Origin of the sequence: Bradyrhizobium sp. JR4.3 (genome assembly GCF_040547695.1) — a bacterium.
GTDB classification, from domain to species: domain Bacteria; phylum Pseudomonadota; class Alphaproteobacteria; order Rhizobiales; family Xanthobacteraceae; genus Bradyrhizobium; species Bradyrhizobium canariense.
In genome coordinates, this window is sequence record NZ_JBEPQF010000007.1 from 154,645 (window position 1) to 168,265 (window position 13,621).

Consider the following 13,621-nt stretch of genomic DNA (forward strand, 5'->3'; position numbering starts at 1 on the left):
CGAGCCGGCTTAACTGAACTTCTCGAGCCGCCCATCCCGGAACACGTAGACGGCGCCCTGCTCGATATAGAGTTCGGCGGCGCTCGCCGGCGTCTCCAGGCCGAGTGAAACCATCAGGGCCCGGCAGGTCCCACCATGGGCGACTGCGACGGTGTCGGTCCGGAGCTGGTCGTACCAGGCGCGCACGCGCACCTGGACATCGGCGTAGGTCTCCCCGCCCGCGGGGCCCACAGTCCATTTGTCGGCGAGGCGCCGGGCGTAGATGTCGGGATCGGAGGCCTCGCTCTCGGCCAGCGTCAGTCCCTCCCAGGTGCCGTAGCCGATCTCACGCAGGCGATCGTCGAGCGTATAGTCCGCAATCGGCAGTTCGAGCTTGCTCCGCGCCAGTTCCATGGTCTGTCGCGCGCGGCCAAGCGGACTCGACACGTAGGGTAATGCAGCCTTGTCGCGGCCCTCGCGCTTGAACAGATCGGCGAGAATGCCGCCGGCCCGCACGGCCTGATCGCGACCGCGCGCGTTCAGCGGAATGTCCTTGATGCCCTGAAGCCTCCCGAGCGCATTCCACTCGGTCTCGCCGTGGCGCAGATAATAGATCGTGGGCACGGGCATTGCTGGGTAAAAAGTTAGTCCTTCCCGCCGAACGAAATGTCCGGCGCGTCCGGGCGCTTCATGCCGAGCACGTGATAGCCGGAATCGACGTGGTGCACCTCCCCGGTGACGCCGCGCGAGAGGTCGGAGAGGAAATACAGCGCGCTGCCGCCGACGTCTTCCGTGGAGACGTTGCGCCGCAGCGGCGCGTTGGCCTCGTTCCACTTCAGGATATATCTGAAATCGCCGATGCCGGACGCCGCGAGCGTCTTGATCGGCCCTGCGGAGATCGCGTTGACGCGGATGTTCTTCTCGCCGAGATCGGCGGCGAGGTAACGCACGCTCGCTTCGAGCGCCGCTTTCGCGACGCCCATGACGTTGTAATGCGGCATCCACTTCTCGGCGCCGTAATAGCTGAGCGTGATCAGCGAGCCGCCGTCGGTCATCAGCTTCTCGGCGCGCTGCGCCACGGCTGTGAACGAGTAGCAGGAGATCAGCATGGACTTCGAAAAATTCTCCTGCGTGGTGTCGACGTAGCGGCCGTCGAGCTGCTCGCCATAGGCGATCGCATGCACCAGGAAGTCGATCTCGCCCCACTTCTCCTTCAGCACCGCGAAGGCCGCATCGATGGTCGCAGCATCGGTGACGTCGCAATGGCCGAGCACGAGCCCGCCGATCTCGGCGGCGAGCGGCTCGACGCGCTTCTTCAGCGCATCGCCCTGATAGGTGAAGGCAAGCTCGGCGCCGGCCGCGTGGCATGCCTTGGCAATGCCCCAGGCGATCGAGCGGTTGTTGGCAACGCCGAGGACCACGCCCCGCTTGCCCTGCATCAGACCTGAATTCTGCGCCATTTTGCTAACGTCCCGTCGAGCTCCCGGTAAGGTTTGGAGGTACACCAGCCCTCCGTGGCGGTACAGTCCTAATACGCGGCGTTAACGCTGTTTCACGCGCCGGAATAGCCGTTCCGCTCGGGTGTTATGATCGTTGTGGCGCTCGCGCCGGACATCAGGACGTCAAGATCGCAATGAGTGCGTTTCGCCAGAGTGTTGAAGCCATGATCCCGGCGTTGCGCCGCTACGCCCGCGCGCTCACGCGCGAGGCAGATGCGGCCGACGATCTGGTGCAGGACACGCTGGTGCGGGCGCTGCGTTCGGAGCGCCTGTTCCTCGGGGGCGACGTCAGGAGCTGGCTCTATACGATCCTGACCAACCTCAACAAGAACCGGCGGCGCTCGCTGGCACGGCGCCCGCAATTCATGCAGCTGACGGAGAACAACCCGGACGCCAGCGGGACCGAAGCCGAAGGGCGCGATATCGAGAGGGCGCTGGCGACGCTCGTCGAGGAGCAACGCTCGGTGCTGCTCCTGGTGATGCTGGAGGGCATGAGCTACCGCGAGGTCGCCGACATCCAGGGCGTGCCGATCGGCACCGTGATGTCGCGCCTGGCACGCGCCCGCGCCCACGTTAAAGCCTCGCTGGAGGGTGAGCGCCCGGCGCTCAGGCGGGTGAAATGATGGCAGGATTGATGCATCGCGCCGGTCGTTTCTCCTGCATGGCATGGGAAGCGGCGCAGTTGAACCACGAAGAACATTTTGGGCCGCAGAGCCAGAGACGATCGATATGAACGACCGCAAGATCCCAGTGACCGAGGACGAACTGCACGCCTATGTCGACGGCGAGTTGCCGGCCGAGCGCCGCGCCGACGTCGAGGCCTGGCTTGCCGCGCAGCCTGAGGATGGCGAGCGCGTGCAGTCCTGGCGCGCCATGGCCGAGATGCTGCACGCCCGCTACGATTCCGTCGCCCAGGAGCCGGTGCCGGCGCGGCTCGAGCTCGAACGGCTGGAGCGCCGCCCGCGGCACTGGCTCTATGGCGCCGCCGCGGCCGTGCTGGTGGCCTTCGTCGCCGGCGGCACCGCCGGCTGGCTGGCGCATGGTGCCGCCAACGCGCCCTCGACCTTCCAGAGCTTTACGACTGACGCACTCGACGCCCACCGCCTCTATGTCGTCGAGGTTCGCCATCCCGTCGAGGTCGGCGGCAACGAGCGCGACCACCTCCAGGCCTGGCTGACCCGGCGCTGCGGCTGGACCGTGTTTGCACCGAACCTGGAGGCGAGTGGACTAAAGCTCGTCGGTGGCCGGCTTTTGCCGGGGCCGAACGGGCCGGCGTCGTTCCTGATGTATGAGGGTGCCTCGGGCGAGCGGTACACGATTTACACCGCCAAGACCGAGAATGGTGCAACGCAGATGCGCTACGCCCGAACGGACAAGGACGGGGCGCTGTTCTGGTCGGAGCGCGGCGTCGGCTACGTCGTCAGCGGTGGCGGTGACCGGGACCGGCTGACCAAAGTGGCGCAGGCGGTCTACGACCAAGCAGAGAAAAGCGGCACCTAGACAACTAGGCAAACGCGGTGCCTCGATTCCGACATTGAAAATTTGGAATGAAGACATCGGCGCGTCTCATTATCGCACCGGATGATCACGCGAAAATGAGCAGCGTTCGATCCGCCGATCGACGCGGGCGGCCTCGATTGGGGTTTTTGGTACCGCGCTGGTCCCCCTCTCGAGGCCGCACCTTTTTATCGGCTGCCCCGCCGGACAGCCGACACGTCGAGCACGTGAGCCAAGAAGAGCTACCACGCCTCGGGCATATGATGAGCATCATCTCGATGGACGACGCTCTCAGTCGTTAGGAGAACCCCTTCACACTTTCTGGATCACGCTTAGCCAAGCCCGCTACGTGGATTGTAGGGGCGTTGGTCCCGCCACTTCTCCATCAATGCTTCAAGCTCGGCGTCGTTCCCGTCCGGTAGCATAATCCTGACAGTGACGAAGAGATCCCCGGTTCCGCCAGCTTTTGGCAGTCCCTTGCCCTTAAGCCGGAAGGTCCGGCCGCTAGAGGTGTTTTGCGGGACCGAAAGCTCCACGGCATTGCCGAGGGTGGGCACGCGGACCTTGCCGCCAAGCACCGCCTCATAAAGCGTGACCGGCAGGTCGATCCGGAGATCGGCGCCCTCGATCTTGAAGAACGGATGCGGCGCGATGCCGATCGTGATCAAGAGATCACCCGGCGGATGGCCCTGGGCGCTCTCGCCCTGTCCCCGCAACCGGATCTGCTGGCCCTCGGTCACGCCGGCCGGAACCTTGACGTTGAGTTCCTTGCCGTTCGGCAGCCGGACGCGCTTCTCGCCACCCTTCACCGCCTCCTCCAGCGAGACGGTCATAGCGACATTGACGTCGAGATCGAGCCCGATCCCGCCGGTGTCGAATTCGAACTGGGCACCGCCGCCGGCCCCGGGGCGCGGACGCGGCCCACCGCCGAACATGCTGTTGAGGATGTCCTCGAACGCGCCGCCGCCCGGACCAGGGCCCGCGCCGCCACCGCGGAACGTATAGCTCTCGAACCCGCCGGGACCCGCGCGACCGCGCGGCCCGCCGCCGCCGGGAAAGCCCTGGAAGCGCGGCTTGCCGTCGGCGTCGATCTCGCCGCGGTCGAATTGCTTGCGCTTGTCCTCGTCGCCGAGGATCTCGTTGGCCGAATTGAGCTCAGCGAAGCGCTCGGCCGCCTTCGGGTCGTTCTTGTTGCTGTCAGGATGGTGCTTCTTAGCAAGCTTGCGATAGGCGCTCTTGATCGCGGCAGCGTTGGCGCTCCGCGGCACCCCCAAGACCTCATAGGGGTCGCGCATCCGTCACGTCTCCTTCAAGAAATCGAATTGTTCAAAGGGCTCCCCGCCCCCAACTGAGCCTCATGTGGGGGGCGAGTGGTATTTTTGCAACTAGCCTGGTGAAGCGATTCCTAGCTCCGCCACGGCTTTAGCGTATGAATCTCCCAACTGCCACGGCTGCTTTGGCAGCCCGCGCCCTGGAGCCAGCTTTCGGTGCTGCCGTTGACGTAGCTCGCCAGGAAGTCGCGGCACTTGCGGCCGTCCTCGGCGGCATAGGATTGCGCGATCGGCGTGACCGAACCGCGCGCCCCGGTTTCCGGATTCTCCCAATGCTGGCTGGAATCCTTATCGTTCTTGCTGAGGACGTCGGAGGCGGCGTTGCGGGCGAAGGCGAGATCGGTCTCGGTCGGTGCCGCCGCCCTGGCCGGCATTGCGATCGAGCCGGTGAGGTCGCTGTCCTCGGCCTTGGCGTAGGCACTCTTGTCGTTGCGGGAGAAGCTGCAACCGCCGGTGCCGAGCCCGATCAGAATGATCGTCATGACGAAGCCGGACGGCCGGATCGCCGATAGGCCAACGCGTCCCCATACCCTATATAGGGCGGTAGCAGACAACAGCGCGTTTTGGACCGCAGGACGCAACTCGGACCCCAGACATGACCGACACGACCTCGATGAAACACCAGACACCCTTAACATCCGGTGATTTCACCGCCGCCGACGAGCCGTTTGCGCTGTTCGAGGCCTGGATGAACGAAGCCATCAAGAGCGAGCCGAACGATCCGAACGCCATGGCGCTCGCAACCGTCGATCCCGATGGCCTGCCGGATGTGCGCATGGTGCTGATGAAGGGCTTCGATACCGATGGTTTCGTCTTCTACAGCCACATCGCCAGCCAGAAGGGCCGCGAACTCGCCGCAAATCCTAAGGCGGCGTTACTTTTTCACTGGAAGTCGCTGCGCCGGCAGGTCCGCATCCGCGGCAACGTGACGCCCGTGACCGAGGCCGAAGCCGACGCCTATTTCGCCACCCGCCCGAAGCAGGCGCAGATCGGTGCCTGGGCGAGCAAGCAGTCGCAGGAGCTGGAGAGCCGCTTCGCCTTCGAGCAGGCGATCGCCAAGGTCGCCGCCAAGCACATGATCGGCGAGGTGCCACGGCCGCCGGGCTGGAGCGGCTGGCGCATCGCGCCGTCGCGTATCGAGTTCTGGCACGACCGCCCATTCCGCCTGCACGACCGCATCGAATTTCGCCGTGACGCGGCCGGCCAGAAATGGTCCAAGACGCGGATGTATCCCTAGTATTTTGTTCGACCATGGTCCTTTCGGAAAACCGCTGCACGCTTTGCGCTAACGCGGCCCCTCCGGATCCGGATCATGCTCCAACCTGAAAGACCTTCATGCCGCAGCCTTCCAACGCGCCGCGCCGTACGCTGCTCCTGACCGGGGCGAGCCGCGGCATCGGCCATGCCACCGTGATCCGTTTCTCCTCGGCCGGCTGGCGCGTGATCACCTGCTCGCGACATCCGTTCCCGGAGGATTGTCCGTGGGATGCAGGCCCTGAGGACCATATCCAGGTCGACCTCGCCACGCCCGCCGATACCACCCGCGCAATCTCCGACATCCGCGACCGGCTCGAAGGCGGGATGCTGCATGCGCTGGTCAACAATGCCGCGATCTCACCGAAGGGCGCCGGCGGCTCCAGGCTCGGCTCGATCGACACCGACCTCGACACCTGGACGCATGTGTTCAACGTCAACTTCTTCGCGCCGATCATGATGGCGCGCGGGCTGCTCGAGGAACTGAAGACGGCCAAGGGCTCTGTCGTGAACGTCACTTCGATCGCGGGCTCGCGCGTGCATCCCTTCGCAGGCGCCGCCTACGCCACCTCGAAGGCCGCGCTGGCATCCCTGACGCGCGAGATGGCCTCCGACTTCGGCCGCGTCGGCGTGCGCGTCAACGCGATCGCGCCGGGCGAGATCGACACCTCCATCCTGTCGCCGGGCACCGAGAAGATCGTCGACCAGCAGATCCCGATGCACCGGCTCGGCACGCCCGACGAGGTCGCCAAGATCATCTACGTGCTGTGTACGGACACCAGTTCTTACGTCAACGGCGCCGAGATCCACATCAACGGTGGCCAGCACGTGTAGGCGAAGCATGGGGCGGTTCGCTAGCACTGCGGCACTTTACGAGCATTTGCGACCGCCGTACCCGAGCGAATTCTTTCGCAGCGTCGCGGAAAAGCTCGGCCTCTCCACGCAAAGCAGCTTGATCGACCTCGGCACCGGACCTGGGCTGCTGGCGCTCGGCTTTGCGCCCTATGTCGGCCGCATCGTCGGCGTCGACCCAGAACCTGCCATGCTCGATGCGGCGCGACGTACGGCTGCGAGCGCAGGCCACGCACTCACGCTGATCGAAGGCAAGGTCGAGACGCTCAGCCCCGACATCAGCTTCGACGTCGTGACGATCGGCCGCGCGCTGCATTGGATGGATCGTGAGCCGACGCTTGCACGGCTCGATCGGCTGGTTGCGCGCGGTGGCGCAATTCTGATCTGCGCCTCGTTCTCGGTCACCGACGGCAGAAACCCGTGGCTCGATGGCTACAGCGACGTACGCCGCCGCTGGTCGCCGGCCAAGCTCTGGGAGGAGGCAGGCAGGGGCACGCGCACCCATCGCGACTTGCCAGCGTTCTTTCGCGGCAGCGCCTTTCAGCCCACCGAACTCGTCACGGTCGAGACCAGCCACGTAGTTGGCGTGGAGGACCTGACGCGGCGCACGCTGACCTATTCGTCGTCATCACCAGATGCGCTGGGCGACAATGTCGAGGCGATGCTACGCGACGTCCGGGAGCACCTGGCTTCTTTCAGCGGCAACGGGGTCGTGGCCGAGACCATCGTCTCGACGGCGCAGATCGTGAAGCGCTAGCTGATTTGCCGAAGGGCGGGAGCAAGGCGATCCAGACAACGCCGCCGCAAGACCTGGATCGCCCTTGGCTCCCGTTCCTCAATCGAGTCGAATCCGACGTGACCTCTCGCGTGGCTGCGGAGCGGCCGTGCTGATTGCAGTCGAACAATCGTCGTCGTTCTCACCGTCGAGCAGCGGAGCACCACAGTGTCGGCACATGCGTGCCGACATCGACGACGCCTTGCCGCTCGTCACGACGTGGCGATAGCTCGCCAGATCGATGACGTTGGGGGGCGTCGTTATGTGTTTTTCAACCATGGCTGTTCCTCGCGGCTTACCTGCTCCTTATCGCAGACAAGTTTCGCGTAAACGTTCAGCCCACCGCTCAAATTTTACCGGAGGAATTGGGGCGGCGAGCACACATCGCCGTGCGGCCGCAATCCCGCTCTATTCTGCGACACCAGACACTGTGTCTCTGCGTCCCGCGTAAGGTCTCGGTAGCTATTACAGCCACTTCTTCCACTTGAAGATCCAGTACGGAACGATCGCCGCAATCAGCATCAGCACCAGCGCGAACGGATAGCCGTGCGCCCATTCGAGTTCCGGCATCGACTTGAAGTTCATGCCGTAGATCGAGGCGATCAGCGTCGGCGGCATCAGGACAACCGCCATGACCGAAAACAGCTTGATGATGTTGTTCTGCTCGAGATTGACGACGCCGAGCATGGCGTCGAGCACGAAGGTGATCTTGCTGGAAAGATAGGAGGCATGATCGGTCAGCGAGACGACGTCGCGCTGCATGGTCTTGAGCTGCTCGCGCATGTCCTTCGACCATTTCACGCCCTCCACCACCGCCGAGAGGAAGGCGACGACACGGCCGATCGAGACCAGGCTCTCGCGAACCTTGGAGGTCAGGTCGCCCTTGCGGCCGATCGAGATCAGGATTTGCGAATATTGCTTGGCATGACCGTGGCGCTCGCTCTCCGGCTCGAAGATGTCATGCGAGACCTGGTCGATCTCGGCGCCGCAGCGCTCCAGGATGTCGGCGCAGCGGTCGATCACGGCATCGAGCAGTTCCATCAGCACCATCTCGCCGGTGATGGCCGGCGTGCAGGAACGGGCCAGCTTGGCCTCGACCAGCGCAAAGGGCTTGGGCTGGTCATAGCGCACCGTCACCAGGCGGTGGTCGCCGAGAATGAAGGTCACCGCCGTGGTTCGGGGCATATCGGTATCGGAGTGGCACATCAGCGTCGCGGTCATGTAGCGCGCGCCGTTCTCCATATAGAGGCGGCTCGAGATCTCGATCTCCTGCATGTCCTCCCGGGTCGGGATTGCGATCCCCGAGAGCTTCTCGACGGCTTTGTCCTCGGCCGCGGTCGGGTTGACCAGGTCGATCCAGACCGCATGCTCCGGTACTGCCGCGAGATCCTCGACGATGGCCTTCTTGAGGGAGGACTCGGAGGGAACAAACACAGAAAACATGCACAACTCCAGGAGGGGCCTGCGACAGACTGACAGCCCTTAGCGCGATTCTGACAAGTTGATGATGACAAGCACATTAACGGAGCGTTTGCATTTGTGGCGGCGCCGTGGCCCAACTGTGGCACGGAATCGACACATGTGCCCGTTTTGCCCAGAAACCGACTCGGGCCCGCAAAACTTGCGGCAGAAAAGCCACAGGTAAGGTCTTGCAGCGCGGGAGAAGCTTCGTAAGGCTGGAATTGTGGCAGATTTCAACGATAATGGGGCCAACGGAATCGTGGAATTGGGCCTGCTCAAGCCCCACGAAAGCTTGTTGTTGTCGATTGGAACCAAATCATGTCGTTGCTGAAAGTTACGCTGGGTATTTTGGCCGCTGGCCTGATGCTGTCGGGCTGCATGCAGGCCACGCATTTTGAAGCGACCGACACCAAGGCATTCAAGCCGAAGGACAAGGAACTCCTTGCCAAGGTTCGGTACGAGAACACCCCGGTCGCAGAGCCGTTCCGCCGCGCCATCGTCGAGTACCACCGCAAGGAATCGCCCGGCTCGATCGTGGTCGATTCCGACAACCATTACCTCTACTATGTCCTGGATGGCGGCAAGGCGATCCGCTACGGCATCACCGTCGGTGAAGAAGCCATGGCCTGGTCCGGCATTGCCAAGGTCGGCAGCATGACCGAATGGCCGGCCTGGCACCCGACCCCCGGCGAGATTTCGCGCCTGGGCGTGCCCACCTTCGTCGCCCCCGGTCCGGACAATCCGATGGGTTCGCGGGCGATGTATCTGTACTCGGGCGGCAAGGACACATTGTTCCGCATTCACGGCACAAATCAGCCGGAATATATCGGCGCCTCAATCTCGTCGGGCTGCATCCGCCTGACCAACGAGGACGCGATCGACCTCTATGGCCGGGTCAAGGTCGGCACCATCGTCGTGGTGCTCGAACCGAAGCATGGCGACTCGCCGTACAATTCGCGCCTTGCGCTCGGCGGCGGCGGAACTGGCCAGGCGGGCAGCTACTGATTGCCTCCTGATCTCTGACATTCAAAAGCGCCGGTTTCACCGGCGCTTTTTTGTTGCCGGCTTGTGCGGCTGGGCTTTGTGGCCCTCGGCCGCCGACTTGTCCGCAGGCGTAGGAGATTTCTCCGCCTCGTCGTCAACTCCTTGCTTCGTCTCGGGCTTTTCTTCAGGTTTGGCCGCGACCTCACGCGGCGGGGCCTCCTCGGGCCGTTCCGGCGGCAGCAGCGGCGCAACCTGCGGCAGGGGATCCCAGACGTTCCACTGGCAGATCCGGTAGTCGTTGCGCCGCTGCGCGAGGTCGAGATGGATATGGTCCTCATGGTACCAATCCGAGCCGGGGCCGAGCACGGTCGAAAAGCGCGAGCAGACCGAATGCAGCACGCGCTCGCGCACCTCGCGCGACATGGTGCGGTCGGTCAGGCCGATCGACTGCCCGTTAGCGAGCTTGATGGCGCGGACATCGATCGCGTTGGCCTTGCCGTGCTCGGACAGCATGGCGCCGACAACGCGGTTGCGGCCGCGGCACTCGAAGCTGTCGAAATTGTCGAGATCGCTGATGGTCGAGCCGAGGCTCGCGGCCAGCGGCACCACGTCCTTGCGCACCCAATCGGCGATTGCGGACGCCATGGTGCAGCGGAGGATCGCCGCGGGCTTGACCGCCACCTTGCGCTGGTCCGGCAGCACGATGGCTTCGAGCCGCACCAGATCCTCACCACCGCAGGCGCCGGGGCCGCGGATATCCGGGATCGAGGGCGCGATCGCGATCTCCTCGGTCAGCCCGAGGCGGCACGCCGAGGCCTGCTTCTCGGGCGGCGGCGCCGCCTCGGCGGGCTTGGTGGTGCCAGGTTTGTCCACGGAAGGCTTGCCGCCGGTCTCCGGAGGAGCCTCGTCCGACGCCTCGTCCGACGCCTTGGGGGCCTCCTCGGGGCGAGGCCTTGGGAGCGGGATCTTGCCAGAGATATTGGCAGAACGAACCGTCGCGCGCGGCCGTGGTGCAGCAATACCAAAGATGTCCAGCGGGGACCCATATTTGCGCGCCTCTGCCCGATCCGCGAGCCCGAGCGCCACGGTAACCATGGCCGCGCCGACGGACATATAGCCGCGACAAGACCATTTGCGGCGAATGGCGGGCAGGCTAAGACTCATGACAATTCTTTGGCCCAACGCTGAGAGCGACAATCCGCCCAGCGGCTTCTCGGAGGAACGACGGAATGCTTGGTTTGATGCAAGACTGGCCCCTGCTCTGCCACCGGATCATCGAACACGCCGCCAAGATTCATGGCAAGCAGGAGGTCGTGACGCGCTCGGTCGAGGGACCGATCCATCGCACCACCTATGCCGATATCCACAAGCGGGCGCTCAAGGTCTCGCAGATGCTGGAACGCGACGGCATCAAGCTCGGCGACCGTGTCGCAACGATCGCCTGGAACACCTGGCGCCATCTTGAGGTCTGGTACGGCATCATGGGGATCGGCGCTATCTGCCATACCGTCAATCCCCGCCTTTTCCCCGAACAGATCGCCTGGATCATCAACCATGCGCAGGACCGCATCGTGATGACCGACATCACGTTCATTCCGGTCCTGGAGAAGATCGCCGACAAGCTGACAAGCGTGGAACGCTACGTCGTACTGACCGACAAGGCGCACATGCCGCAGACGACGCTGAAGAACGTGGTCGCCTACGAGGACTGGATTGCGGAGGCCGACGGCAAGTTTAAATGGAAGGACTTTGACGAGAACACGGCGGCCGCGATGTGCTACACATCGGGCACCACCGGCGACCCCAAAGGCGTGCTGTATTCGCATCGCTCCAACGTGCTGCACGCGCTGATGGCCAACAATGTCGATGCGCTCGGCACCAGCGCCTCCGAAACCATGCTTCCCGTGGTGCCGCTCTTCCACGCCAACAGCTGGGGCATCGCCTTCTCCGCGCCCTCGCAGGGCACCAAGCTCGTCATGCCCGGCGCCAAGCTCGACGGCGCCTCGGTCTATGAGCTGCTCTCGACCGAGAGGGTGACGCATACCGCCGGCGTGCCCACGGTGTGGCTGATGCTGCTCCAGCACATGACCGCCAACAATCTCAAACTGCCGGATCTGAAGATGGTGATCTGCGGCGGCTCGGCGATGCCGCGCTCGATGATCAAGGCCTTCCTCGACATGGGCTCGAACGTCCGCCACGCTTGGGGCATGACCGAGATGAGCCCGATCGGCAGCGTCGCGGCGCTGAAGCCGCCGTTCCAGAATGCGACGGGCGAGGCACGGCTCGACGTGCTGCAGATGCAGGGCTACGCGCCGTTCGCCGTCGAGATGAAGATCACCGACGATGCCGGCAAGGAACTGCCGTGGGACGGCACGACCTTCGGCCGCCTCAAGGTCGCCGGCCCGGCCGTCGCCAAGGCCTATTACCGGGTCGACGCCAACATTCTGGACGAGGACGGCTTTTTCGACACCGGCGACGTCGCGACCATCGACGAGGCCGGCTACATGCGGATCACCGACCGCTCCAAGGACGTGATCAAGTCCGGCGGCGAGTGGATTTCCTCGATCGACCTGGAAAACCTCGCAGTCGGCCATCCGGCCGTGGCGGAAGCCGCCGTGATCGGCGTGTTCCACCCCAAATGGGACGAGCGTCCGCTGCTGATCGTGCAGCTGAAGCAGGGCCAGCAGGCCAGCCGCGAGGACATCCTGAAGTTCATGGACGGCAAGATCGCCAAATGGTGGATGCCCGACGACGTTGCCTTCGTCGAAGGCATCCCGCATACGGCGACGGGCAAGATCCTGAAGACCGCGCTGCGCGACCAGTTTAAGGAATACCGCTTCCCGAACGCGGCGGCGTAACGGTAAAGCAAGCGACGTCATTCCGGGATGGTCCGAAGGACCAGACCTCAGGTGCGCAATTGCGCACCGTGGAATCTCGAGATTCCGGGTTCGATGCTCCGCATCGCCCCGGAATGACGGGCGGTAACAGTCCGGTCTCCCTTGAATTTGCCTCGGGGCCGTGGTCTCAACGGCCCATCGTCGTGCCCGATCGGCCGGCATCGCCCTCAAGACCCCGGCAGAGCTCACCCGATGGCCCGCAGGTTTTCCGCTCCCTATCAGTCGGAGCCCGTGTCCAGCCTCGCGAGCTGGGCGCGCAATCTGGCCGTGTTCGCGGTGGTGGCGGTGGTGGTCTCGATCATCATCGTCCGGTTCGGCTTCCTGGAGATGAAGCCGGCACTCGCGACCTTCTTCGGCGGGCTCGGGATTGCGGCGCTCTCGATCCTGTTCGGGCTCGCCGGCTTCGCTGCGATCTGGCAGAACGGCTCGCGCGGCATGGCGCGCATCCTGCTTGCCTTCCTGATCGACGGCGCGATCCTCGCCTATCCAGCTTATCTCGGCCTGCAATACCGCAAGCTGCCGGCGATCCACGACATCACCACCGACCCGATCGACCCGCCGCGCTTCGACGCACTGGCCCGCCTGCGCACCGGCGATGGTGCCAATACCGCGGTGTATGCCGGCCTCTATTCGGCCGAGCAGCAGCGTCAATTCTATCCCGATATCGAGCCGATCGAGCTCGAGATTTCAGTCGACCGCGCCTATGCGATCGCGCTTCAGCTCGTCAACAAGCGCAAATGGCTGGTGATCGACGAGCGCGCGCCGCAGCCGCCGCGCCGCATCGGCCGCATCGAGGCGGTGGCGCGCTCGCCGATCATGGGGTTCCGCGAGGACATCGCGATCCGCGTCGTGCCCGACGGCGAGGATTCCCGCGTCGATATCCGCTCCGCCTCGCGCTATTTCGAGAGCGACCTCGGCAGCAACGCCGCGCGCGTGAAGAAATTCATCGACGATCTCAACACCGCCGCCGATGCCGACGCACTCAAGCCGGTGAAGAAGACGCCGGTGGCGCCGCCGAAGGCGCCGGCCAAGACGGTGAAGAAGTAGGATTCTGTCATTCCGGGTTCGCGCTAACGCGCGCCCCGGAATGAC

The 13,621-nt window shown here is 64.3% G+C and carries 15 protein-coding genes; 8 read left to right on the forward strand and 7 right to left on the reverse strand.

The genetic code is table 11. The annotated features are described in order from the left end of the window. Positions 1 to 9: 9 nt before the first annotated feature. Both ABIB91_RS14120 and fabI read right to left on the reverse strand, forming a co-directional pair. Positions 10 to 609: a histidine phosphatase family protein gene (locus ABIB91_RS14120; protein WP_354161902.1), complete on the reverse strand. Its 600-nt coding sequence runs from the start codon at positions 607 to 609 to the stop codon at positions 10 to 12. 14 nt (positions 610 to 623) lie between these two features. Continuing rightward, entirely contained in the window at positions 624 to 1,439 is an 816-nt protein-coding gene (gene fabI, locus ABIB91_RS14125; protein WP_354161905.1) for an enoyl-ACP reductase FabI, read from the reverse strand. 173 nt (positions 1,440 to 1,612) lie between these two features. On the opposite strand from fabI, the gene ABIB91_RS14130 reads away from it, so the two are divergent. Continuing rightward, the gene (locus ABIB91_RS14130; protein ID WP_007594679.1) at positions 1,613 to 2,101 is read left to right on the forward strand and encodes a sigma-70 family RNA polymerase sigma factor; all 489 of its coding nucleotides are present in this window, start codon (positions 1,613 to 1,615) and stop codon (positions 2,099 to 2,101) included. 106 nt (positions 2,102 to 2,207) lie between these two features. After that, positions 2,208 to 2,978, forward strand: coding sequence for an anti-sigma factor family protein (locus ABIB91_RS14135; RefSeq protein WP_007594681.1), 771 nt, complete (start codon positions 2,208 to 2,210; stop codon positions 2,976 to 2,978). Positions 2,979 to 3,307: 329 nt separating this feature from the next. Here the strand turns inward: ABIB91_RS14135 and ABIB91_RS14140 are convergent, their stop codons facing one another. Both ABIB91_RS14140 and ABIB91_RS14145 read right to left on the reverse strand, forming a co-directional pair. Continuing rightward, on the reverse strand, positions 3,308 to 4,270 hold the full coding sequence (locus ABIB91_RS14140; RefSeq protein ID WP_219678588.1) for a DnaJ C-terminal domain-containing protein: 963 nt from the start codon (positions 4,268 to 4,270) through the stop codon (positions 3,308 to 3,310). A gap of 110 nt (positions 4,271 to 4,380) precedes the next feature. Then, on the reverse strand, positions 4,381 to 4,788 hold the full coding sequence (locus ABIB91_RS14145) for an RT0821/Lpp0805 family surface protein (protein WP_007594695.1): 408 nt from the start codon (positions 4,786 to 4,788) through the stop codon (positions 4,381 to 4,383). 113 nt (positions 4,789 to 4,901) lie between these two features. On the opposite strand from ABIB91_RS14145, the gene pdxH reads away from it, so the two are divergent. The 3 genes from pdxH to ABIB91_RS14160 all read left to right on the forward strand — a co-directional run bounded on the left by pdxH (position 4,902) and on the right by ABIB91_RS14160 (position 7,169). Further along, the gene (gene pdxH / locus ABIB91_RS14150) at positions 4,902 to 5,543 is read left to right on the forward strand and encodes a pyridoxamine 5'-phosphate oxidase (protein WP_354161910.1); all 642 of its coding nucleotides are present in this window, start codon (positions 4,902 to 4,904) and stop codon (positions 5,541 to 5,543) included. Between the two features lie 98 nt (positions 5,544 to 5,641). Next, positions 5,642 to 6,394, forward strand: coding sequence for an SDR family NAD(P)-dependent oxidoreductase (locus tag ABIB91_RS14155; RefSeq protein ID WP_007594703.1), 753 nt, complete (start codon positions 5,642 to 5,644; stop codon positions 6,392 to 6,394). A gap of 7 nt (positions 6,395 to 6,401) precedes the next feature. Then, positions 6,402 to 7,169, forward strand: coding sequence for a class I SAM-dependent methyltransferase (locus ABIB91_RS14160; RefSeq protein ID WP_354161913.1), 768 nt, complete (start codon positions 6,402 to 6,404; stop codon positions 7,167 to 7,169). Between the two features lie 78 nt (positions 7,170 to 7,247). Here ABIB91_RS14160 and ABIB91_RS14165 read toward each other — a convergent pair whose 3' ends face one another. Further along, positions 7,248 to 7,466, reverse strand: a complete 219-nt coding sequence (locus ABIB91_RS14165) for a hypothetical protein (RefSeq protein WP_106942821.1) — start codon at positions 7,464 to 7,466, stop codon at positions 7,248 to 7,250. A gap of 186 nt (positions 7,467 to 7,652) precedes the next feature. Next, positions 7,653 to 8,630, reverse strand: coding sequence for a magnesium transporter CorA family protein (locus ABIB91_RS14170; RefSeq protein ID WP_007594709.1), 978 nt, complete (start codon positions 8,628 to 8,630; stop codon positions 7,653 to 7,655). 336 nt (positions 8,631 to 8,966) lie between these two features. Here ABIB91_RS14170 and ABIB91_RS14175 point away from each other — a divergent pair, with 336 nt between their 5' ends. Beyond that, positions 8,967 to 9,653, forward strand: a complete 687-nt coding sequence (locus ABIB91_RS14175) for a L,D-transpeptidase (RefSeq protein WP_007594711.1) — start codon at positions 8,967 to 8,969, stop codon at positions 9,651 to 9,653. Positions 9,654 to 9,689: 36 nt separating this feature from the next. Here the strand turns inward: ABIB91_RS14175 and ABIB91_RS14180 are convergent, their stop codons facing one another. Further along, positions 9,690 to 10,796 (reverse strand): extensin family protein, encoded by a 1,107-nt coding sequence (locus ABIB91_RS14180; RefSeq protein ID WP_354161917.1) that lies wholly within the window; start codon positions 10,794 to 10,796, stop codon positions 9,690 to 9,692. A gap of 65 nt (positions 10,797 to 10,861) precedes the next feature. Between ABIB91_RS14180 and ABIB91_RS14185 the strand changes: the two genes are divergently transcribed. Both ABIB91_RS14185 and ABIB91_RS14190 read left to right on the forward strand, forming a co-directional pair. Beyond that, a complete protein-coding gene (locus ABIB91_RS14185; protein ID WP_354161920.1) occupies positions 10,862 to 12,490 on the forward strand; it encodes a fatty-acid--CoA ligase in 1,629 nt (542 codons plus the stop codon). Between the two features lie 231 nt (positions 12,491 to 12,721). Then, positions 12,722 to 13,576, forward strand: coding sequence for a DUF1499 domain-containing protein (locus tag ABIB91_RS14190; RefSeq protein ID WP_007594716.1), 855 nt, complete (start codon positions 12,722 to 12,724; stop codon positions 13,574 to 13,576). The last annotated feature ends 45 nt before the right edge of the window (positions 13,577 to 13,621 follow it).